Source organism: Bacillus sp. EB106-06-01-XG163 (assembly GCF_058791615.1).
Genome location: NZ_JBYTDS010000003.1, coordinates 178,927 through 201,695 on the forward strand (window position 1 = coordinate 178,927; position 22,769 = coordinate 201,695).

The window sequence follows — 22,769 nt, forward strand, 5'->3', positions numbered from 1 at the left end:
GAAAATAATATAAGCATTAAATTAGCATGAACGAATGGGAGATGCTATACTAAAAATCATCATTTGACAATTGGAGGAATAACAAAATGGCTATCGTAAAAGCAACTGATCAATCGTTCTCAGCTGAAACAAGTGAAGGTGTCGTATTGGCTGATTTCTGGGCTCCTTGGTGCGGACCTTGTAAAATGATCGCGCCCGTTCTTGAAGAGATTGATCAAGAAATGGGAGACAAACTGAAAATCGTCAAAATCGACGTGGATGAAAACCAAGAAACTGCCGGTAAATACGGCGTCATGAGCATCCCGACACTTCTCGTATTGAAAGACGGAGAAGTCGTTGAAACATCTGTCGGTTTCAAACCGAAAGAAGCTCTTGAAGAGCTTGTAAACAAACATCTGTAAGCCGAAAGCTTCCGTTACGGCAGGGCGATTCCTTTGAAAGGGAATCGCCTTTTTTGATCTTCCAAAAGCTGAGAATGGAGAAAAACAAGTGTTCGTGATACACTGAATGGACACGAGAAATGAATGTAAGGAAGGGTAACGTATGAATAAACAACTGAAAGAAAAGCTGGCCCTCCTTCCCGATCAGCCGGGCTGTTATTTAATGAAAGACCGTCAAAAAACAGTCATCTACGTGGGGAAAGCGAAAGTCTTGAAAAACAGGGTGCGATCTTATTTCACCGGTTCTCACGACGCAAAAACCCAACGGCTTGTGTCGGAGATTGAGGACTTTGAATATATCGTGACTTCCTCCAATCTTGAAGCGCTTATTTTGGAAATGAATCTGATTAAAAAATACGATCCGAAATACAATGTCATGCTGAAAGATGATAAAACCTATCCCTTTATTAAAATCACCCATGAACGCCATCCGCGGCTGATTGTCACCCGGAATGTCAAAAAAGACAAAGGACGCTATTTCGGCCCGTATCCGAATGTGCAGGCGGCGCGGGAAACGAAAAAACTGCTGGACCGCCTTTACCCGCTCAGGAAATGCTCAAAGCTTCCGGACCGCGTCTGTCTCTATTATCATCTCGGACAATGCCTCGCCCCATGTGTAAAGGATATATCTGAGGAGACAAACCGCGAGATTGTTGAAGACATCACCCGTTTTTTAAAGGGAGGGCATAACGAAATCAAAAAAGAGCTCGAAGCGAAAATGGCAGAAGCGGCGGAAAAGCTTGAATTTGAACGGGCTAAAGAATTCCGCGACCAGCTTGCTCACATCGAATCGACGATGGAGAAGCAAAAAATGACCATGAATGACCTTCTGGACCGCGATGTGTTTGCATATGCCTACGATAAAGGCTGGATGTGCGTCCAAGTCTTTTTCATTCGCCAAGGAAAACTGATCGAACGCGACGTCAGCATGTTTCCGATGTATCAGGAAGCGGATGAAGAATTTCTGACCTTCATCGGCCAGTTCTACTCTAAAAACAATCACTTTCTGCCTAAGGAAATTCTGGTGCCTGACAGCGTTGACAGGGACATGATCACCGAGCTGTTGGAAACCGCCGTGCATCAGCCGAAAAAAGGCCCGAAAAAAGAGCTGCTTTTGCTTGCGCACAAAAATGCGAAAATCGCTCTGCGGGAAAAATTCTCGTTAATCGAGCGGGATGAGGAACGGTCAATCGGTGCAGCCGAACGGCTTGGCGAAGCGCTGAATATTTACACGCCGCATCGGATTGAAGCGTTTGACAACTCCAATATTCAAGGCACAAACCCCGTATCGGCCATGATTGTCTTTATTGACGGAAAACCGAATAAAAAGGAATACCGCAAATATAAAATTAAAACCGTAACAGGGCCTGATGATTACGGCTCAATGAGGGAAGTCGTCAGAAGAAGATACACGAGGGTGCTTCGCGAAAATCTTCCGCTGCCGGATTTAATCATCATTGACGGCGGAAAAGGGCAGATTAACGCGGCGCGCGACGTGCTTGAGAATGAGCTCGGCCTTGATGTCCCGGTAGCGGGATTGGCGAAAGATGATAAACACCGAACATCCAACCTTTTGATCGGCGACCCGCTTGAACCGGTGTTTCTGGAGCGGAACAGCCAAGAGTTTTACCTGCTTCAGCGCATTCAGGACGAAGTTCACCGTTTTGCGATCAGCTTTCACAGACAGATTCGGGGAAAAAGCGCCTTTCAATCCGTTCTGGATGATATCCCCGGAATCGGCGAAAAACGCAAAAAAATGCTCTTAAAACATTTCGGATCTGTCAAAAAGATGAAGGAAGCAAGCCTTGACGATATCAAAAAAGCGGGTGTGCCGGCCGCGGCGGCCCAGCTGCTGTTTGAAAAATTAAAAAAATAGTATTGTGCTTTTCTGAAAAATCTGCTAGAATGTGAACTAATTTCATAAGATCGTGTTATATGGTGAAGATAGAGGTGCGAACTTCAATAGTAAGCCTTTGGAGAATGATGGATTCTGCGAAAAAGGCTGAAAGGGGAGCGTCGCCGAAGTGTATCACATCCCATCGGTGTGATTTGCTGGCCTTGCATTAAATAAATGTAAGGCTGTCAAGAATTTATTTTCTTGGAGGGCTATCTCGTTGTTCATAATCAATCGTAATGATATGAAAAAGCAATGAGAGCTATTCCTCTCATTGCTTTTTTTATTGTGGACAAAACGCTCTTTTCTCCTCACCCGCACGAACCAAAATGTAAAGGGTGGTCTAGTATGGGTCTTATCGTACAAAAATTCGGAGGCACTTCCGTCGGTTCTGCCGAAAAAATTCAAAATGCCGCAAATCGCGCCATTGCTGAAAAGCAAAAAGGCCATGACGTCGTAGTCGTCGTTTCGGCAATGGGAAAATCAACCGACGCGCTCGTTAACCTCGCGGCTGAAATCACATCTGAACCAAGCAGACGCGAGATGGATATGCTTTTGTCTACGGGAGAGCAGGTCACGATTTCGCTTTTGGCCATGGCGCTTCAGGAAAAAGGATATGACGCCGTCTCTTATACGGGCTGGCAGGCGGGTGTCCGCACGGAAGCCGTTCACGGCAATGCGAGAATTACGGATATTGATATCACGGCGATTCGTTCGCAGCTTGCAGAAGGCAGGATTACAGTCGTTGCCGGTTTTCAGGGCGTAACGGAAGACGGCGGCATCACGACGCTCGGACGGGGCGGTTCCGATACGACGGCGGTCGCTCTTGCCGCAGCGCTGGAAGCGGATAAATGCGACATTTATACAGATGTTCCGGGCGTATTTACGACAGATCCGCGGTATGTCCGGTCAGCGAGAAAACTGGCGGGAATTTCTTATGATGAAATGCTGGAGCTTGCAAATCTGGGAGCGGGTGTTCTTCACCCGCGGGCGGTTGAGTTCGCGAAAAACTACCAAGTGCCTTTAGAAGTGCGGTCAAGTACGGAACATGAAGCGGGAACATTAATTGAGGAGGAATCATCAATGGAGCAGAATTTAATCGTCAGAGGAATTGCATTTGAAGACCAGATCACGAGGGTGTCCGTTACGGGCCTGACAAGCGGACTGACTACTCTTTCAACAATCTTCACCGCGCTGGCAAAACGAAACATCAACGTTGACATTATTATTCAGACACAGTCGGACGATGGGGAAGCGGATATTTCTTTCTCAGTGAAAACGGAAGATGCCGCGCAAACGGTCGCCGTGCTTGAAGAATATAAAAACGCGCTTGACTATGAAAAAATTGAAACCGAAAGAAAACTGGCGAAAGTCTCCATTGTCGGGTCGGGCATGGTTTCAAATCCCGGCGTCGCCGCGGACATGTTTGCCGTACTGGCGGAAAAAAATGTACAAGTCAAAATGGTGAGCACATCTGAAATAAAAGTATCAGCGGTTGTCAGCGAAAATGATATGGTGAAAGCGGTCGAAGCGCTTCATGATGCGTTTGAGCTTTCTAAACAGCCGTCTGCCGTGTAAACGGGCAGGCAAAAAGGCGGGACTTGGAGTCACCGCCTTTTTTCAATTATACAGGGTCCTTCATATCCCATTTTACAGTCAGGACGACTTTATCCGCTCTCTTTTTTACCTGTTCATAAGATTCTGCGATCTGATCGTTCATCAATTGAATCTGTTCGGCTATAAAACCGGCTTCAAGCTGAAAACAAGGCTCTTTCTGATGTTTGAGTCTGCTGGATACGAGCGGTCCTTCCAGTTCAAATTCCAGTTCTTGTTTTTTTGATCCTGCGTTTGTCAAAGTTCCCCAGCCGGCTTTTTCAAAAAAGGCGGGGATTTCTTCCCACGATTGAAGAGGAAATTTGCGGGCGAGGCGTTTTCCCGCCCAATACATCATCGATGAATGCTCCGGGCCGAGGATATCCGGAAGCACGATTTCCCGGATTAATTCGTAGCCGTATGCGCTGACGTCGAGTTCAGTTAAAGGTTCTAAAGCTGCTTCATAATTATTCTTCATATTATGTATTCCCCTCTCTCCTTCGTTTATTATAGCTTAAACAGGGGGGAGGATTACAGGATGATCCTATAAAACACGCGAAAAAATGTGAGAAAGATATCGCAGGAAAATAAAATTTTCCCTCCAGATAATCAATTCCGAAAATTATAATTTATGTACACGTTTTCTTGACGCCCTTTTGAGGGAGGAGTAAAATGAAATTGTCAATAAATTTTAATAAAGTGCTTACAATTGAAACGAAGTGGGGGCAGAGATTTTAGTACATTTCGCACTTAAATCAAACAGGGGGTAAAGTAATGTCTGGGAACAGAGAGTTTTATTTTCGAAGATTGCATTCCTTGCTCGGTGTTATTCCGGTCGGCATCTTTTTGATCCAGCATTTAGTCGTCAACCAATTTGCCGCAAGGGGAGCGGATGCGTTTAACAAGGCGGCCGGCTTTATGGACAGTCTGCCGTTCAGGTATGCGTTAGAAATTTTTATTATTTTCTTACCTTTAATTTATCATGCGGTTTACGGTGTGTACATAGCATTTACTGCGAAAAACAACGCTGGCCACTACAGTTATTTCAGAAACTGGATGTTTGTGCTTCAGCGTGTCACTGGTATTCTCACCCTTATTTTCGTCAGCTGGCATGTATGGCAGACGCGGATTGCCGCGCAGATGGGCGCTGAAGTCAACTTCGATATGATGGCGAATATTTTGAGCTCGCCGTTTATGCTCGGTTTTTACATTGTAGGCGTTTTATCGGTCATTTTTCACTTTTCAAACGGCTTATGGTCTTTTGCGGTCACATGGGGGATCACGGTCACGCCGCGTTCTCAAAGAATTTCGACTTACGTGACGCTGATTATATTTTTAGCGCTTTCATACGTAGGTTTAAAAGCGATTTTTGCGTTTGTGTAAGAGAACTAGATTACTAGAGGGAGAGGGGCTATCATGAGTCAATCAAGCATTATCGTAGTCGGCGGGGGTCTTGCCGGCCTCATGGCGACAATTAAAGCAGCGGAATCAGGCACGGCCGTTAAATTGTTTTCCATCGTTCCGGTCAAACGCTCTCACTCGGTCTGCGCGCAGGGCGGGATAAACGGAGCTGTCAACACAAAAGGGGAAGGAGACTCTCCGTTTGAGCATTTTGATGACACGGTATACGGAGGCGACTTTTTGGCAAACCAGCCTCCTGTAAAAGCGATGTGTGAAGCGGCGCCGTCCATTATCCACTTATTGGACCGCATGGGGGTTATGTTTAACAGAACGCCGGAAGGGCTCTTGGACTTCCGCCGTTTCGGGGGTACACAGCATCACAGAACCGCATACGCGGGAGCGACGACGGGTCAGCAGCTTCTTTACGCACTGGACGAGCAGGTGCGCAGATATGAAGTGGCGGGTCTCGTTACAAAATACGAAGGCTGGGAATTCCTCGGCGCCGTGCTTGACGATGAGCGCACGTGCCGCGGTATCGTAGCCCAAAATCTGACCAATATGCAAATCGAGTCATTTCGTTCTGACGCCGTTATTATGGCGACAGGAGGTCCTGGAATCGTATTCGGCAAATCAACAAACAGCATGATCAACACGGGATCTGCCGCATCAATCGTTTATCAGCAGGGCGCTTATTATGCAAACGGCGAATTTATCCAAATTCACCCGACAGCAATCCCGGGGGACGATAAACTGCGTCTGATGAGTGAATCGGCGCGCGGCGAGGGCGGAAGAGTCTGGACGTATAAAGACGGAAAACCTTGGTACTTCCTTGAGGAAAAATATCCGGCTTACGGAAACCTCGTGCCGCGGGATATTGCGACACGTGAAATCTTTGACGTGTGCGTGAATCAGAAACTCGGCATCAACGGTGAAAACATGGTGTATCTCGATCTGTCGCACAAAGATCCGAAAGAGCTCGACGTTAAGCTTGGCGGCATTATCGAAATCTATGAAAAATTCATGGGCGATGACCCGCGCAAGCTTCCGATGAAAATTTTCCCTGCCGTTCACTATTCAATGGGCGGACTGTGGGTTGATTATGATCAGATGACAAGCATCCGCGGACTGTTCGCAGCGGGAGAATGTGATTATTCAATGCACGGAGGAAACCGTTTAGGGGCGAACTCTCTGCTTTCCGCCATCTACGGAGGAATGGTGGCCGGACCGAATGCGGTGAAATATGTTTCCGGACTTGAAACATCAGCGGAAGACCTGCCTTCTTCATTATTTGATTCCTATGTGAAAAAAGAAGAAGAAAAATGGGCCGATATTATGAAGATGGACGGCGACGAAAATGCCTACGTGCTTCACCGTGAGCTCGGAGAATGGATGACGGCCAACGTCACGGTGGTCCGCCACAACGACAAGCTTTTGAAAACGGATGACAAAATCCAAGAGCTGATGGAACGCTTTAAGAAAATCAATATCAACGATACGACAAAATGGAGCAACCAAGGGGCGATGTTCACCCGCCAGTTCTCCAATATGCTTCAGCTTGCCAGAGTCATCACGCTCGGCGCATATAACCGAAATGAAAGCCGGGGAGCGCACTATAAACCGGATTTCCCTGAAAGAAATGACGATGAGTGGCTCAAAACGACGATGGCTAAACATGCCGGTCCGTTTGAAGCTCCGGAATTTGAATATCAGGATGTCGATGTATCACTGATTGCGCCCCGTAAACGCGACTACTCGAAGAAGAAGGTGGCGAAATAATCATGAGTGAGAAAAAGATACGGTTTATCATTACACGTCAGGATACGCCCGAAAGCGCGCCATACGATGAAGAATTCGAAATCAATTACCGCCCGAACCTGAACGTGATTTCCGCCCTGATGGAAATCCGCAGAAATCCCGTGAATGCAAAAGGAGAGAAAACCACTCCGGTCGCATGGGACATGAACTGTCTTGAAGAAGTATGCGGCGCCTGCTCCATGGTCATCAACGGGAGACCGCGCCAGTCATGTACGGCGCTGATTGATAAGCTGGAACAGCCGATCCGTCTGAAACCGATGAAAACATTCCCGGTTGTCCGTGACCTTCAGGTTGATCGCAGCAGAATGTTTGATTCACTGAAAAAAGTGAAGGCATGGGTGCCGATTGACGGAACTTATGATTTGGGGCCGGGGCCGAGAATGCCGGAAAAACGCCGCCAGTGGGCATATGAATTGTCTAAATGCATGACATGCGGCGTCTGCCTCGAAGCCTGCCCGAACGTCAACAGCAAGTCGAAATTCATGGGGCCTGCCCCGATGTCGCAAGTGCGTCTGTTTAACGCCCATCCGACGGGCGCGATGAACAAAGCAGAACGTTTAGAAGCGTTAATGACAGACGGCGGCCTCGGAGATTGCGGGAATTCACAAAACTGTGTTCAATCCTGCCCGAAAGGCATTCCGCTTACGACTTCAATCGCCGCTTTGAACAGAGATACCAATTTACAAGCATTCCGTAATTTCTTCGGAAGCGACAGAGTATAAGAAAGAGAAAAAGAGCCTCTTCCGCGCACGGGAGAGGTTTTTTTATAAGGAGCTGAAGGTGATGAAACAACCGCAATATATTGATATCCCGTTTGAAGAATGGAGACAGTCGTTTTCTTTCTTTACTGAAGTATCGGTTCGTTTTTCAGAAACGGATATGTTCGGCCATATGAATAATGTAACCCCTTTCATCTATTTTGAAGAAGCACGGATCGCTTATTTCAAACAGCGAGGCATAACGGCGCAAAACTCGGAAACGATGACGGTCGTCGCAAGCCAGCAGTGCGACTATATGCGTCAGGTGATGCCGTATGAAAATCTGCGGATTTATGTGAAAGCAAGCGCTGCCGGAAATGCGTCCGTCACCCTTCATTACCTTGGAGAAAATGAGTCGGGCCTGCCGTGCTTTACGGGTTCCGTCGTTATGGTTCAAGTGTCGAAGAAAAGCGGCAAAGCGGTCAGCTGGACGGAGCGGGAGAAAGGCATTCTGCTCGCCTGAACGGATAACTATTTCTCTAAGAGACGTCACCTCCGAAGCGCCCTTTACATATGATATCTTGACTATATAAACCCATTCGTTTCAGATTCGCTCTCACCTTAGCAAGGAGGGTTACAATACTTGAAGGAGAAAGATTTTCAATCAAAGCCGCTGCTGACCAAAAGAGAAAGAGAAGTATTCGAATTGCTCGTTCAAGACAAGACAACAAAGGAAATTGCAAGCGAGCTATTTATCAGTGAAAAAACTGTACGGAATCACATTTCAAATGCCATGCAGAAGTTAGGTGTGAAAGGGCGTTCGCAAGCTGTTGTCGAGCTTCTTAGAATGGGTGAGCTAGAGCTCTGATTCTTGCCGGTTTTCCTTCTTTTCGAGAAGGAGCCGGTTATTTGCGTTGGCGCCCGGGCTGATGGGCATGCGGTGAAAATCCCGGTTTTTCCTTTTTCTCCGTCAGTCTTGCATTTTCTTAAAAAAAGAAGGAAAATAGACACGGAGCGCATAGCCCAGAAAGATCCTTGAGTGAGGGATGGACAAATGACATCAAAATCTGTAGAGCATGTTGCGGATATCGAAAAATCACTCCGCCATATCGCTGCGATCATTAAACAAAAAGGAAGAGAAATCCTTAACCAATATGCAATTACACCGCCGCAATTCGTGGGGCTTCAATGGCTTTATGAATTGGGGGATATGACAATAGGCGAATTATCAGGCAAAATGTATTTGGCTTGCAGCACGACGACGGATCTGATAGACCGCATGGAAAAAAATAAGCTTGTCGAGCGGGTGAAAGACCCGGCCGACAGACGGGTCGTCAGAATTCATCTTCTCGCTGAAGGAGAGCGCATTATCCAAGAAGTGATTTTGAAAAGACAGGCTTATTTGCGGGATATGTTTGCGACATTTTCCGAAGAAGAAACAGCCGCTTTCGAAAAATCATTATTGAAACTGCAGCATGAAATGAAAAGAAAATGAGGCGATTTTGTTGGAACAGCCGATAGGAGTCATTGATTCCGGGGTTGGCGGGTTAACCGTTGCTAAGGAAATCATGAGACAGCTACCGAAGGAAAATATCATCTATGTGGGAGATACAAAACGCTGCCCGTACGGCCCGCGTCCTGAAGAAGAAGTTCTTCAATACACGTGGGAAATGACCGATTACCTGCTGGAAAACCACCATATCAAAATGCTCGTGATCGCCTGCAATACGGCCACGGCCATTGCCTTGGAGGATATTCAGCGCAAAACGGATATTCCGGTTGTCGGCGTCATTCAGCCGGGTGCGAGAACGGCGATAAAGGTCACGAAAAATCAGCATATCGGCGTCATCGGCACGGTCAATACCATTAAAAGCAGAGCGTATGAGCAGGCGCTGCTCGGGTTAAACGCAGAACTTCAAGTTGAGAACACGGCTTGTCCGCTGCTCGTGCCGTTTGTGGAAAGCGGACGGTTTCTTCAGGAATCAGCGGAGGAAGCGGTTGAAGCATCGCTTGAGCCTTTAAAAGGTACATCAATTGACACCTTGATTTTAGGATGTACGCATTATCCGATTTTAAAAGATCCGATTCAGAACTATATGGGAGAGCATGTGAAAATCATTTCCTCCGGAGACGAGACGGCGAGAGAAGTGAGCACCATCTTGTCTTATAAAGGTTTGTTAAACCAATCGAAACATGCACCGGAGCATCAATTTCTTACAACGGGAGAGCGGAACGGCTTCGCAAAAATTGCCGAAGACTGGTTCGGCCACGAAATCGGCCATGTCGAGTGCATCTCCCTTCAAGAGCCGGTCAGAAAATAAATCAAAAAAACCCGCTGTTTACGGCGGGTTTTTTTGCGCTTCCCGGTCTATTTCCCGGACAGGGCTCGTATACATCATAGTACAAACAGCCTTAGGAGGGAAAAGTATGCTGAAAAAAGGACCTGCAGTCATTGCTGCAACATGTCTTACTTCGGCTTTTGTGTTATCTGGATGCGGTTTGTTTCAATCCGATAAAACAGCCGGGGAAATTGACCCGCCTCAAGACATTTCATATGTAAAGGATGAAGCGGGAATTCAGGCAAAACCAAAGCAGTCAGAGAAAAACGGCACTTCTAAAGCCGACCAGCCGGCCAATACAGTCATGCGAGAGCTGTATCTGATTGATAAAAACGGCTATGTCGCAGCACAGACACTGCCTCTTCCGAACAGTGAGGGAACCGCAAAGCAGGCCCTTGAGTATTTGGTTCAGGGAGGGCCTGTGTCAGAAATCCTGCCGAACGGCTTCAGAGCTGTGCTCCCTGCGGATACGACGGTAAATGTCGATATTAAAAAAGACGGCACTGCCGTCGCTGATTTTTCGAAGGAATTTAAAAACTATAAAAAAGAAGACGAACAAAAAATCCTGCAATCGATTACATGGACGCTTACCCAATTCAGCTCAATAGATAAAGTCAAAATCAGAATCAACGGGCACGAGCTGAAAGAAATGCCTGTGGGCGGCACGCCGATTACGGGCGACTTAAGCAGAAAAGACGGGATTAATATTGAAACGGCCGGAGTGAATGATCTGACAGACACCCATCCGCTGACTGTCTATTATCTGGCGGAAACAGAGACGAGCGAATACTACGTGCCTGTCACAAAGCGGATTGACAATTCGGAAACAAATGACATCACCGCTGCCGTTGAACAGCTCGCCGACGGACCGGGCAAAGCAAGCGGGCTTTTGACGGACTTTAATAACGATGTTAAGCTTCTCGGCAAGCCGAAAGTAAAAGACGGCCAGGTTACACTGGACTTTAACAGCTCCATTTACGGAAGCGCCGACGAAAAAACAAAAATGGTATCATCGGGCGTACTGGACAGCATCGTTCTCACATTAACCGAACAGCCGTCAATTAAAAGTGTTTCTATAAAAGTAAACGGAAAATCAGAACTGGTGAATGAAAAAGGAGAATCCCTTTCAAAACCTGTTTCGAGGCCGTCACAAGTGAATACGGGTAGTTTTTAATTTGCGATTTTTGATATACTAGTAAAAAAGAGGTTAGCGTTCCGGCTGCCTCTTTCTTTATTCACAATCCGGAACAAAAGGTTTATGTACATATAATCGGAGGTAAAATATGAGACACGACGGAAGACAGCACGATGAGCTGCGCCCTATCACATTTGATTTGGATTTTATCACTCACCCTGAAGGCTCTGTTTTAATTACAGCGGGAAATACGAAGGTCATCTGTAATGCATCTGTGGAAGACCGGGTGCCGCCATTTTTACGCGGCGGAGGAAAAGGCTGGATCACAGCGGAATACAGCATGCTTCCCCGCGCGACGAATCAAAGAACGATAAGAGAATCTTCAAAAGGAAAGGTCTCCGGCAGAACGATGGAGATTCAGCGGCTGATCGGGCGCGCGCTCCGGGCCGTCGTTGATTTGGAGAAGCTCGGCGAACGGACGATCTGGATCGACTGTGACGTCATTCAAGCTGACGGCGGAACAAGAACGGCTTCCATTACCGGCGCCTTCTTGGCAATGGCCATTGCGATCGGCAAACTCGTAAAAAGCGGCGTTATCAAAACCTCTCCTGTGACAGATTATCTCGCGGCCATTTCTGTCGGGATGGATAAAGAAGAAGGCCTTCTTTTGGATCTGAATTATGAAGAGGATTCGGCGGCTGAAGTCGACATGAATATCATCATGACGGGAAGCGGACGTTTTGTAGAGCTTCAAGGGACGGGCGAAGAAGCCACATTCTCCCGTGAAGATTTAAACGGACTGTTAAGTCTTGCCGAAAAAGGAATCCAGACGCTTATTCAAAAGCAAAAAGAAGTGCTGGCAGAAACATTGCCTGAACTGAAATAAGAAAGAGAGGCCTGATCAGCGTGAAAGAAGCCATTATTGCGACACACAATCAGGGAAAAGTGAAAGAATTCAAGGAAATACTCGAACCGAAAGGCTACAGCGTCTCTTCTTTGGCGGAAATCGGATTTACGGAAGAAATTGAAGAAACCGGACATACCTTTGAAGAAAACGCCATCTTAAAAGCGGAAGCCGTGGCAAAAGCCGTCAACAAAATGGTCATTGCAGACGACTCCGGTTTATCGGTGGACAACCTTGGAGGCAGACCGGGCGTTTATTCAGCCCGTTATGCCGGAGAAGCAAAAGATGATAAAGCGAATATGGACAAGGTGCTGTCAGAATTAAAAGGCATCGAAAAAGAGCAGCGCACGGCCCGTTTCCGCTGCGCCCTTGCCGTCAGCATGCCGGGGCAGGAAACAAAAACGGTCGAAGGTCATGTTGAAGGGTATATTGCGGAAGGACCCGAGGGGGATAACGGGTTCGGCTATGATCCCATTTTTATTGTAAAAGATAAAGATAAAACCATGGCCCAGCTGACAAGCGCTGAGAAAAACAAAATCAGCCACAGGGCTGAGGCGCTCAAGAAACTGTCAAAGCTGCTTGATTCATAAGGGGGAGCGTATGCAATGAAAGTGCTGATAATAAGTGACAGTCACGGCCTTGAAGACGAGCTGGAGACGATTGCAAAGCGGCACGAAGACGAAGCGGATCTGATGATTCATTGCGGTGATTCAGAGCTTGACGCCGCACATCCGGCGCTTACGCCGTTTCACACGGTAAAAGGCAATTGCGACTTTGGCGGCGGGTTTCAGGATGAACTTCTTCTGGACGCAGGTTCAAAGAAAATTCTGGCCGTTCACGGGCATCTTCACGGCATTAAACAGTCACTTTTAACTGTTTTTTACCGGGCGGAAGAGCTTGGGGCGGATATCGTCTGCTTCGGCCATTCACATATTGCCGGGAGTGAAGAGCTTCGGGGCAAGCTTTTGATTAATCCGGGCAGCATCCGTCTTCCGAGAGTCCGCAATGTGAAAAGCTATGCCATTCTTACTCTTACAGAAAGAGAAGGCGCCGTGACATTTTACGACGAAACGGGTCGGGAATTGAAGGACTTTGGGAATACAATCAGTTTTTAACAAGTGATGGGGGAGATTTCGTTCTTCCCCATCAAAAGTTTTAAAAAAATATTGACTTATGATTTGAACCTGTATATAATAAATCTTGTCGCTGATACATAAAGCAAAAGCTGTCCCAGTAGCTCAGCTGGATAGAGCAACGGCCTTCTAAGCCGTCGGTCGGGAGTTCGAATCTCTCCTGGGACGTACAAAAAAAGAGCTGGTGACATCAGAGTGAAAACTGATGCCGCTGGCCTTTTTTATCGGATGACTATATTGTCAATTCGCTGATATCATGGTAAAATGATCAGCAGAACAATTTGTTTTTCATGTCCCAGTAGCTCAGCCGGATAGAGCAACGGCCTTCTAAGCCGTCGGTCGGGAGTTCGAATCTCTCCTGGGACGTATAAAAAACCTCAAGCCCTGACAATGGGTTTGAGGTTTTTTTGTATTTTATTTTTTTGTTTTACGAAACAAAAGTTCCGTATTTGATGAAAATTGTAAAGTAATTTTAATATAAATGAAACTTAATGTAATATTTATCGTAATAAATATATGTATAAAGATACTTAAGGCGCCCTTGAGTGATAAATTATCTAATTTCTATCATACATTTTGTCAATGAATGATAGAAAGACAGCAGGAGGAATTAGCTTTTGAAGTACGCATTTGCATATAAAAATCACAATATAGAAACGATCTTTTGCGGAAAAGACGAGCTGTTTGAGGAACTGAAGCAATTTTTAATCACTCAATGCGGTTTAATCATTGTTGAGGTTTCAAGGGCTGATTACTATACGGAGCAGGAAATGAATCAATGGAATGACCGTTATACTCTGTGAATAAGAAAAGAAACCGGCCGTGGGAGGCCGGTTTTTGTATCATCTGAATCCGCTCGGAGCGCTGAAGCCCCCGGCATGGCCGCTGAAACCGCCCCCGAGCGCGCCGGGATGCGCCCCGGCGCCGAGGCTTCCGCCGACGTCACTGAAGGATTGGCCGTAGTACCCGGTTGTATAAGGGTACGGAACGAATTGCTGCCCGGCGAATGACAGCGTGCTTTGCGGGGTCTGCTGTCCGTATCCGGATGACGGGAATCCCTGCTGAAAAGAAGGGCCGCCTTGATATGGTGCTGTATGCATCGGGACCGGAGGATAGTAAGACTGCGGCGGTAAGACCGGTAAAGGCGGAAATCCAGGAGGCAGGCCCTGCATGCCTGATAACATCTTATTCATGACATCACTCATTTCTTACGAGATAAGAACAGTGTATGCGTATGTCTGTATAAAGAGCCTGTTCAATCGAACGGAATATCTGACAAGCATGCCGGAAGGACAGAGAAAAATTGTGTAATAAAATGTGACATATTCGTATATGAACGGAAAAATTTCATGTAATCTTGAGAGATTAATAAAAAAATGATAAAAACTTTTAACATTTACAGATCCCTTTGTACCAGTAATGAAAGCGTATACAAAATAGATTGATTAATCTAAATTGTCTAATAATTATAAAAATGCTGTTGACACTGTCTGCAAACGGGCGTAATATGAGTTCAAACAAAAATAAATAAATGATTCACGCTAAAAAGAAAAATCATAAAACACTGAAAAAACAAACAAGTGAAGGTTCTTTTTTAATAAAAGAGCTGCCATAATAAAAAAGCGCAGAAGAGGATAAGTAGCTTTGCTGAAGTTTTTCACAGAGAGCCGGTAACGCTGAGAGCCGGTAAAACAAATCAAAGTGAACTCCCCTCAGAGTGCCGGTCTGAAATGTAAAGAGTAGGACTCGGCCGAGTGAACGCAATGTTTACTCGTTATCAAAACGGATAATCATTATCCATGAGACGGTCTGCATATGACCGTAAACAAGGGTGGTACCGCGGAAAGCAAAGCCTTTTCGCCCCTTTTGGCTATCGCATGAAATGCTTGGCTGAATGTGGGTGGGAAGGCTTTTTTATTTGCGTCAGCCGGCGCTGCGTTTTATGAATTGGATTTTAGAAGGGAACATTGAAAAGGAGGAACTGAAAATGGGCACAAATGTACAGGCGGATTCTTTGTCTGCCGAATGTACAAAAACAATGAACGGGGCTCTGATGCTGATTGAATCATTAAAGAAAGAAAATGTCGAGATGATCTTCGGCTATCCGGGGGGAGCTGTCCTTCCGATTTACGATAAGCTGTATCAGTCGGGATTGGTTCACATCCTGCCCCGCCATGAGCAAGGCGCGATTCATGCGGCTGAAGGGTATGCGAGAGTCTCCGGAAAGCCGGGGGTTGTGATTGCTACATCCGGACCCGGAGCGACAAATTTAGTTACCGGTCTTGCGGATGCGATGATTGATTCATTGCCGCTCGTAGTGTTTACCGGTCAGGTGGCCACTTCGGTCATCGGCAGCGACGCTTTCCAGGAAGCCGACATTTTAGGAATTACGATGCCGATTACGAAACACAGCTACCAAGTCCGCCGTCCGGAAGATCTCCCCCGTGTGATTAAAGAGGCGTTCCATATCGCCACGACGGGAAGACCGGGCCCGGTATTAATTGATATACCGAAGGATGTCGCAGCATTTGAAGGAGAGTTCAGATATGATCACGAGATCAGCCTTCCGGGTTATCAGCCTGTAAAAGAGCCTAACTATCTGCAGATCCGAAAGCTCGTGGAAGCTGTCAGCAGTGCGAAAAAGCCGGTTATTTTAGCCGGAGCGGGTGTTTTGCACGGTAAAGCTTCAGAAGATTTAAAAAATTATGCCGAGCAGCAGCAAATACCGGTAGCGCACACGCTCCTCGGTCTGGGCGGTTTCCCGGCAGACCATCCTCTTTTTCTGGGAATGGCGGGGATGCACGGCACATACACAGCGAATATGGCGCTTTACCACTGTGACTTGTTGATCAGCATCGGAGCGCGGTTCGATGATCGTGTGACCGGAAATCTGAAGCATTTTGCAAAATCGGCCAAAGTGGCGCATATCGATATTGATCCTGCTGAAATCGGAAAAATTATCGAAACGCAGATTCCGGTGGTCGGCGACAGTAAAATCGTCCTTCAGGAATTATTGAAGCAAAACGGAAAACAGGGACAGACAGAGGAGTGGAAACAGCAGCTTTCAGAATGGAAAGAAGAATATCCGCTTTGGTATACAGACAACAGAGAAGAGGGCTTGAAACCCCAAAAGCTGATTGAGTATATTCACCAATTCACAAACGGTGAGGCGATTGTGGCGACGGATGTCGGCCAGCACCAGATGTGGGCGGCTCAGTTTTATCCTTTCCGAAAGGCTGATAAGTGGGTGACCTCGGGGGGACTCGGCACAATGGGCTTCGGCCTTCCGGCGGCTATCGGAGCGCAGCTGGCCGATCGTAACGCCACGGTCGTTGCCATCCTCGGAGACGGCGGTTTTCAGATGACCCTTCAGGAATTAGATGTCATCCGGCAGCTGAATCTTCCTGTCAAAGTGGTTATCTTGAACAACGAATGTCTGGGCATGGTCAGACAGTGGCAGGAAATCTTCTATGAAGAGCGCTATTCTGAATCCAAATTCTCGGCGCAGCCTGACTTTGTCAAATTGTCAGAAGCCTACGGCATTAAAGGCGTCCGGATTTCATCGGAGGAAGAGGCGGAAGAAGAGCTTAAAAAGGTGCTTTCATCAAAAGAACCGGCCGTTATTGACGTCCGGGTCGCCAAAAGCGAGAAAGTATTCCCGATGATTGCGCCGGGTAAAGGACTTCATGAAATGGTGGGGGTGAAACCTTGAAACGCATTATCACATTAACGGTGGTCAACCGCTCGGGAGTATTAAACCGGATCACCGGCCTGTTTACAAAAAGACACTATAATATCGAAAGCATCACTGTAGGCCACACGGAAACAAGCGGTGTTTCAAGGATTACATTTGTCGTCCATGTGGAAGGCGAAAATGACGTAGAGCAGCTGACAAAGCAGCTTAACAAACAAATTGACGTCCTGAAAGTGACGGATATTACAAACCAATCGATTGTACAGCGTGAGCTGGCATTAATCAAAGTTGTTTCCGCACCGTCGGCCAGAACGGAAATCAATGGAATCATTGAGCCGTTCAGAGCTTCCGTCGTTGATGTCTCAAGAGACAGCATCGTCGTTCAGGTTACCGGCGAATCTAATAAAATCGAAGCGCTCATAGAGCTTCTCAAACCTTACGGCATTAAAGAAATCGCGAGAACGGGCACAACGGCTTTTGCGAGGGGAACCCAGCAGAAGGCGTCATCCAATAAAACAATTTCAATTGTATAACACAAAAAAGGGAGAGATTAAAATGGTAAAAGTATATTATAACGGTGATATCAAAGAGAACGTATTGGCAGGTAAAAAAGTAGCGATTATCGGTTACGGTTCACAAGGTCACGCACATGCGCTGAACTTAAAAGAAAGCGGAATTGATGTCATTGTCGGCGTCAGACAAGGAAAATCATTTACACAGGCCCAAGAAGACGGTCATAAAGTCTTTTCGGTAAGAGAAGCGGCTGCCCAGGCTGATATCATTATGGTTCTTCTTCCGGATGAACAGCAGCAAAAAGTATATGAAGCTGAAATCAAAGATGAATTGACGGCGGGCAAGTCATTGGTATTCGCACACGGATTTAACGTCCATTTCCATCAGATCGTGCCTCCTGCTGATGTGGATGTATTCCTTGTCGCCCCTAAAGGACCGGGACACCTTGTCAGAAGAACATATGAACAAGGCGCGGGCGTACCGGCATTGTTTGCCATCTACCAGGATGTATCAGGCGAAGCGAAAGATACGGCTCTTGCTTATGCAAAAGGAATCGGCGGAGCGCGTGCGGGCGTTCTTGAAACAACATTTAAGGAAGAAACGGAAACGGATTTGTTCGGTGAGCAGGCTGTTCTGTGCGGAGGTTTAACGGCGCTTGTCAAAGCGGGTTTTGAAACGCTGACAGAAGCCGGCTACCAGCCTGAACTCGCATACTTCGAGTGTCTGCACGAACTGAAGTTGATCGTAGACTTGATGTATGAAGAAGGATTGGCGGGCATGAGATACTCTATCTCCGATACGGCTCAATGGGGAGATTTTGTCTCAGGGCCGCGCGTAGTCGATGCAAAGGTAAAAGAATCGATGAAACAAGTATTAACAGATATTCAAAACGGTACATTCGCGAAAGAATGGATCGTGGAAAACCAAGTGAACCGTCCTCGCTTCAATGCGATCAATGCAAGTGAAAACGAGCATCAGATTGAAAAGGTCGGCAGACAGCTTCGCGAAATGATGCCGTTTGTCAAACAAGGCAAAAAGAAGGAAGCGGTGGTCTCCGTTGCGCAAAATTAATGTTTTCGACACGACCCTTCGTGACGGTGAACAATCCCCCGGGGTCAACCTCAATTCCCGGGAGAAACTGGCGATAGCCAAGCAGCTTGAAAGACTCGGGGTGGATATTATTGAAGCGGGATTTCCCGCTTCATCCCGAGGTGATTTTTTAGCCGTGCAGGAAATCGCAAGAACGATTAAAAATTGTTCGGTAACAGGGCTTGCCCGATCTGTCAAAGGTGACATCGACGCAGCCTGGGAAGCGCTGAAAGACGGGGCCAGCCCGCGGATTCACATCTTTATCGCCACCTCTGACATTCATCTGAAGCATAAGCTGAAAATGACGCGGGAAGAGGTTAAGGAAAAAGCGGTTGAAATGGTGAAGTATGCAAAAGAACGCTTTCCGATCGTTCAATGGTCAGCAGAAGACGCATGCCGCACCGAACTTCCGTTTCTGGCTGAAATCGTTGAAGAAGTGATTGATGCCGGCGCGAGCGTCATCAACCTGCCGGACACTGTAGGTTACCTGACGCCGGCTGAATACGGAAACATCTTTAAATATATGAAGGAACACGTTCCGAATATCAGCCGGGTAAAGCTATCAGCCCATTGCCACGATGATCTCGGAATGGCGGTTGCCAACTCACTTTCGGCAATTGAGAACGGCGCTGATCAAATTGAATGCGCCATTAACGGCATAGGAGAAAGAGCCGGGAACGCCGCGCTAGAGGAAATCGCCGTTGCGCTTCATGTCAGAAATGACGCGCATCAAGCCGATTCATCTCTCAATCTTCATGAATTGAAGCGGACGAGTGATCTTGTCAGCAAACTGACGGGTATGGCAGTTCCCCGCAACAAAGCAATCGTCGGAGATAACGCTTTCGCACATGAGTCCGGCATTCACCAAGACGGTTTCCTGAAAGAAAAATCAACATATGAAATCATTTCACCGGAACTTGTCGGCGTGACTGCTGATGCACTTGTACTCGGAAAGCATTCCGGGCGCCACGCGTTCAAAGACCGCCTGAATACGCTTGGATTCCAGTTTGATAGTGATGAAATCAATAAATATTTTACGATGTTTAAAGAACTGACCGCAAAGAAAAAAGAAATCACTGATGATGACTTGATTTCTCTTATTTTAGAAGAAAAAGTGACAGACAAAAAAATCGGCTATGAATTTTTGTCTCTGCAAGTGCATTACGGGACGTCTCAGGTGCCGACTGCAACAGTCTCTTTAAAAAATCAGGAAAACGAACAGCTGATGCAAGAGGCGGCAACGGGGGCGGGCAGCGTAGAAGCCGTTTATAATACGCTCGGGCGCTGCATCGATAAAAATATTGAACTGACAGACTACCGCATCCAATCCAACCGGAAAGGCGAAGACGCGCTGGCTCAAGTTTTTGTCAGAGTGACCGTGAACGGAAAAGAAACATCAGGGCGGGGAATCGCGCAGGATGTTCTGGAAGCTTCTGCTAAAGCTTATCTGAACGCCGTGAACCGGCAGCTGGTGCTGGATTGCAATTTAGACGGATTAAAGAGACAGACTGCGGTCGGCTCGTAATAGAAAGGAGAACGTTTGATTTGAAAAAACGTATTGCTTTGCTGCCCGGTGACGGAATCGGACCGGAAGTGGCGGAATCAGCGGCAGATGTATTGAAAAGCGTTGCCGAACAATTCGGACATGAATTTGAATTTGAAAACGGGCTGATCGGGGGAGCGGCTATTGACGCCCATCAAAACCCCCTTCCTGAGGAGACGGTGGCTCTTTGTGAAAGATCCGACGCCATCCTGCTCGGGGCAGTCGGCGGGCCGAAATGGGACCAAAATCCTCCGGAGCTCAGACCGGAAAAAGGCCTGCTCGGCATCAGAAAAAAACTCGGCCTGTTTGCCAATCTGCGTCCCGTGACCGTATTTGAAAGCTTGTCTGAGGCGTCTCCGCTGAAAAAAGAATATATCAGAGGCGTCGACTTTGTAATCGTCAGGGAACTGACGGGCGGCCTCTACTTTGGAGAACCGAGCAGACAGTATGTCAATGAAGCGGGAGAAAAGGAAGCGGTCGATACCCTTTTTTATAAGAAAGAAGAAATCGCACGCGTTGTCAGAGAAGCCTTTAAGATGGCTGCCGGCAGAAAAGGAAAAGTGACGTCCGTTGATAAGGCGAATGTGCTTTCTTCAAGCAGGCTGTGGCGGGAAACCGCAAATGAAATCGCAAAAGAATTTCCTGATGTGACGCTTGAACATATGCTTGTCGATAATGCCGCGATGCAGCTCATCTACGCCCCGAGCCAGTTTGACGTCATCGTAACTGAGAATATGTTCGGCGATATTTTAAGCGATGAAGCCTCCATGCTGACAGGCTCGCTCGGCATGCTGCCGTCAGCCAGTTTATCAAGTTCAGGTCTTCACTTGTTTGAACCCGTGCATGGATCTGCGCCTGACATCGCCGGTAAAGGGATGGCCAATCCGTTTGCGGCGATTTTATCAGCGGCGATGCTTTTGAGAACATCTTTCGGGCTTGAAAACGAAGCGCAGGCGGTGGAAAAAGCGGTCGCAAAGGTGCTTGCAGACGGCAGCCGTACACGTGATATCGCCCGGGACGGCCAATATGCCGGAACGCATGACATTACTGAAAAAGTAAAAGCCGCATTAGCCGGCTCGAATACAAAATCTATAGTGTGACGCTTTAAAGAAAGCGGTCTTAGTTCATAGGTAGAGGGAGGAAACAAAGATGATGCCTCGAACAATCATCGAAAAGATTTGGGATCGGCATGTTGTAAAAAGCGGTGAAGGAAAACCCGACCTTCTCTATATTGATCTGCACTTAATTCATGAGGTGACGTCTCCTCAGGCGTTTGAAGGGTTAAGACAGAAGGGGAGAAAGGTCAGACGGCCGCAGAATACATTCGCGACGATGGACCACAATATTCCGACCGTCAACCGTTTTGACATTAAAGATGAAGTTGCAAAGCGCCAAGTAACCGCGCTTGAACGGAATTGTGAGGAGTTCGGCGTCCGTCTTGCGGATCTTCACAGCGCAGACCAGGGAATCGTTCACGTAGTCGGACCTGAGCTTGGTCTGACACTACCGGGGAAAACGATCGTTTGCGGAGACAGCCATACATCGACTCACGGTGCGTTCGGAGCGCTTGCCTTCGGTATCGGCACAAGTGAGGTGGAACATGTTCTTTCCACACAGACACTATGGCAGCAGCGGCCGAAAACGCTTGAAATCCGCGTTGACGGAACGCTCCAAAAAGGAGTGACCGCGAAGGATGTCATCTTGTCGGTCATCGGAAAATACGGGGTGAAATTCGGTACCGGATATGTCATTGAATACACCGGGGAAGTATTCAGAAACATGTCTATGGACGAACGCATGACCGTCTGCAATATGTCAATAGAAGCGGGAGCACGGGCGGGACTGATCGCTCCGGATGACACGACGATTGAATATTGTAAAAACCGTAAATACGCGCCAAAAGGCGAGGAATTTGAAAAAGCCGCCGCAGAATGGAAAGCATTAAAAACCGATCCGGGCGCCGTATACGATCATTCCATCGTGCTAGACGGCAGCGAGATTTCTCCAATGGTAACATGGGGCGTCAATCCCGGCATGGTTCTTCCGGTCGATGCCCAAATACCGGCGCCGGAAACGATTGATTCTGAAGACGGTAAAAAAGAAGCCATCCGCGCGTACGAATACATGGGAATCTCACCGAATCAAAAAATTGAAGATATTAAAGTCGAGCATGTGTTTATTGGCTCCTGTACAAATTCGCGGATGACCGATCTTCGCCAGGCTGCGGATATAATCAAAGGCCGAAAAGTCGCCGGCAGCGTCAGAGCCATTGTGGTGCCGGGGTCTCAAAGCGTGAAACAGCAGGCCGAGGAAGAAGGGCTGCACCGCGTGTTTCTCGAGGCCGGATTTGAATGGAGAGAATCAGGCTGCAGCATGTGCCTCAGTATGAACAATGATGTCGTGCCTGAAGGGGAACGATGCGCTTCCACTTCCAACCGCAACTTCGAAGGCAGACAGGGAAAAGGCGCGAGAACACACCTTGTCAGTCCGGCGATGGCGGCAATGGCGGCCATTCACGGGCATTTCGTCGATGTAAGAAAGTTTTATCAAGAAAAAACAGTTGTGTAAGGAGTGCGCG

Annotated in this window: 23 protein-coding genes, 2 tRNA genes, 1 riboswitch and 1 other annotated feature; of the genes, 23 read left to right on the plus strand and 2 right to left on the minus strand. The window is 47.4% G+C overall.

The window, feature by feature from the left end; genetic code table 11:
• Positions 1–86: 86 nt before the first annotated feature.
• From trxA to AC3WTF_RS04880, 3 genes are all read left to right on the plus strand, one after another.
• Positions 87–401, plus strand: a complete 315-nt coding sequence (trxA, locus tag AC3WTF_RS04870; protein ID WP_020956164.1) for a thioredoxin — start codon at positions 87–89, stop codon at positions 399–401.
• Between the two features lie 142 nt (positions 402–543).
• Positions 544–2,316, plus strand: coding sequence for an excinuclease ABC subunit UvrC (gene uvrC, locus AC3WTF_RS04875; protein ID WP_020956163.1), 1,773 nt, complete (start codon positions 544–546; stop codon positions 2,314–2,316).
• A gap of 61 nt (positions 2,317–2,377) precedes the next feature.
• Positions 2,378–2,557: riboswitch (Lysine riboswitch) on the plus strand.
• Positions 2,558–2,682: 125 nt separating this feature from the next.
• Positions 2,683–3,912: an aspartate kinase gene (locus AC3WTF_RS04880; RefSeq protein WP_007408127.1), complete on the plus strand. Its 1,230-nt coding sequence runs from the start codon at positions 2,683–2,685 to the stop codon at positions 3,910–3,912.
• Positions 3,913–3,958: 46 nt separating this feature from the next.
• Here the strand turns inward: AC3WTF_RS04880 and AC3WTF_RS04885 are convergent, their stop codons facing one another.
• Positions 3,959–4,405, minus strand: a complete 447-nt coding sequence (locus tag AC3WTF_RS04885; RefSeq protein ID WP_007612940.1) for a YslB family protein — start codon at positions 4,403–4,405, stop codon at positions 3,959–3,961.
• 296 nt (positions 4,406–4,701) lie between these two features.
• Here AC3WTF_RS04885 and sdhC point away from each other — a divergent pair, with 296 nt between their 5' ends.
• The 14 genes from sdhC to AC3WTF_RS04955 all read left to right on the plus strand — a co-directional run bounded on the left by sdhC (position 4,702) and on the right by AC3WTF_RS04955 (position 14,155).
• On the plus strand, positions 4,702–5,310 hold the full coding sequence (gene sdhC, locus AC3WTF_RS04890; protein ID WP_003152571.1) for a succinate dehydrogenase cytochrome B558: 609 nt from the start codon (positions 4,702–4,704) through the stop codon (positions 5,308–5,310).
• A 33-nt stretch (positions 5,311–5,343) separates the two neighbouring features.
• Complete coding sequence (gene sdhA, locus AC3WTF_RS04895) at positions 5,344–7,104, plus strand: succinate dehydrogenase flavoprotein subunit (protein ID WP_007408129.1); 1,761 nt, start codon at positions 5,344–5,346, stop codon at positions 7,102–7,104.
• 2 nt (positions 7,105–7,106) lie between these two features.
• Positions 7,107–7,865: a succinate dehydrogenase iron-sulfur subunit gene (gene sdhB, locus AC3WTF_RS04900; protein WP_003152575.1), complete on the plus strand. Its 759-nt coding sequence runs from the start codon at positions 7,107–7,109 to the stop codon at positions 7,863–7,865.
• A gap of 61 nt (positions 7,866–7,926) precedes the next feature.
• Positions 7,927–8,364 carry an acyl-CoA thioesterase gene (locus AC3WTF_RS04905; protein WP_012118126.1) on the plus strand — a complete coding sequence of 146 codons (438 nt, stop codon included), beginning with the start codon at positions 7,927–7,929 and terminating at the stop codon, positions 8,362–8,364.
• 120 nt (positions 8,365–8,484) lie between these two features.
• Entirely contained in the window at positions 8,485–8,709 is a 225-nt protein-coding gene (gerE, locus tag AC3WTF_RS04910; RefSeq protein ID WP_003152579.1) for a spore germination transcription factor GerE, read from the plus strand.
• Between the two features lie 186 nt (positions 8,710–8,895).
• Positions 8,896–9,336 (plus strand): MarR family winged helix-turn-helix transcriptional regulator, encoded by a 441-nt coding sequence (locus AC3WTF_RS04915; protein ID WP_003152580.1) that lies wholly within the window; start codon positions 8,896–8,898, stop codon positions 9,334–9,336.
• A 7-nt stretch (positions 9,337–9,343) separates the two neighbouring features.
• Positions 9,344–10,162, plus strand: a complete 819-nt coding sequence (gene racE, locus AC3WTF_RS04920; RefSeq protein ID WP_012118125.1) for a glutamate racemase — start codon at positions 9,344–9,346, stop codon at positions 10,160–10,162.
• Between the two features lie 106 nt (positions 10,163–10,268).
• On the plus strand, positions 10,269–11,354 hold the full coding sequence (locus AC3WTF_RS04925) for a GerMN domain-containing protein (RefSeq protein WP_007408133.1): 1,086 nt from the start codon (positions 10,269–10,271) through the stop codon (positions 11,352–11,354).
• Between the two features lie 109 nt (positions 11,355–11,463).
• On the plus strand, positions 11,464–12,201 hold the full coding sequence (rph, locus tag AC3WTF_RS04930; RefSeq protein ID WP_007408134.1) for a ribonuclease PH: 738 nt from the start codon (positions 11,464–11,466) through the stop codon (positions 12,199–12,201).
• 11 nt (positions 12,202–12,212) lie between these two features.
• Positions 12,213–12,809 (plus strand): XTP/dITP diphosphatase, encoded by a 597-nt coding sequence (locus tag AC3WTF_RS04935; RefSeq protein WP_088005422.1) that lies wholly within the window; start codon positions 12,213–12,215, stop codon positions 12,807–12,809.
• Between the two features lie 15 nt (positions 12,810–12,824).
• Positions 12,825–13,334, plus strand: a complete 510-nt coding sequence (locus AC3WTF_RS04940) for a YfcE family phosphodiesterase (RefSeq protein ID WP_007408135.1) — start codon at positions 12,825–12,827, stop codon at positions 13,332–13,334.
• A gap of 112 nt (positions 13,335–13,446) precedes the next feature.
• Positions 13,447–13,520, plus strand: a tRNA-Arg gene (locus tag AC3WTF_RS04945).
• Between the two features lie 124 nt (positions 13,521–13,644).
• A tRNA-Arg gene (locus AC3WTF_RS04950) sits at positions 13,645–13,718 on the plus strand.
• Between the two features lie 251 nt (positions 13,719–13,969).
• Positions 13,970–14,155, plus strand: coding sequence for a hypothetical protein (locus AC3WTF_RS04955; RefSeq protein ID WP_007408136.1), 186 nt, complete (start codon positions 13,970–13,972; stop codon positions 14,153–14,155).
• A 39-nt stretch (positions 14,156–14,194) separates the two neighbouring features.
• Here AC3WTF_RS04955 and AC3WTF_RS04960 read toward each other — a convergent pair whose 3' ends face one another.
• Positions 14,195–14,545: a DNA helicase gene (locus AC3WTF_RS04960; RefSeq protein WP_492314207.1), complete on the minus strand. Its 351-nt coding sequence runs from the start codon at positions 14,543–14,545 to the stop codon at positions 14,195–14,197.
• 423 nt (positions 14,546–14,968) lie between these two features.
• Positions 14,969–15,220 (plus strand) — a binding site (T-box leader).
• Positions 15,221–15,339: 119 nt separating this feature from the next.
• Here AC3WTF_RS04960 and ilvB point away from each other — a divergent pair.
• From ilvB to leuC, 6 genes are read left to right on the plus strand one after another with little or no spacing between them, the layout of a single operon-like run.
• Positions 15,340–17,064, plus strand: a complete 1,725-nt coding sequence (ilvB, locus tag AC3WTF_RS04965) for an acetolactate synthase large subunit (protein ID WP_025285068.1) — start codon at positions 15,340–15,342, stop codon at positions 17,062–17,064.
• Entirely contained in the window at positions 17,061–17,579 is a 519-nt protein-coding gene (gene ilvN, locus AC3WTF_RS04970; protein ID WP_003152598.1) for an acetolactate synthase small subunit, read from the plus strand. The genes ilvB and ilvN overlap by 4 nt, the downstream gene beginning before the upstream one ends.
• Positions 17,580–17,601: 22 nt before the next feature.
• Positions 17,602–18,630, plus strand: coding sequence for a ketol-acid reductoisomerase (gene ilvC, locus AC3WTF_RS04975; protein WP_003152600.1), 1,029 nt, complete (start codon positions 17,602–17,604; stop codon positions 18,628–18,630).
• Positions 18,617–20,173 carry a 2-isopropylmalate synthase gene (locus AC3WTF_RS04980; RefSeq protein ID WP_108724800.1) on the plus strand — a complete coding sequence of 519 codons (1,557 nt, stop codon included), beginning with the start codon at positions 18,617–18,619 and terminating at the stop codon, positions 20,171–20,173. Before ilvC ends, AC3WTF_RS04980 begins: the two co-directional genes overlap by 14 nt.
• 20 nt (positions 20,174–20,193) lie before the next feature.
• Positions 20,194–21,291: a 3-isopropylmalate dehydrogenase gene (gene leuB / locus AC3WTF_RS04985; RefSeq protein WP_032870760.1), complete on the plus strand. Its 1,098-nt coding sequence runs from the start codon at positions 20,194–20,196 to the stop codon at positions 21,289–21,291.
• Between the two features lie 49 nt (positions 21,292–21,340).
• A complete protein-coding gene (gene leuC, locus AC3WTF_RS04990; protein ID WP_338816426.1) occupies positions 21,341–22,759 on the plus strand; it encodes a 3-isopropylmalate dehydratase large subunit in 1,419 nt (472 codons plus the stop codon).
• Positions 22,760–22,769 lie beyond the last annotated feature (10 nt).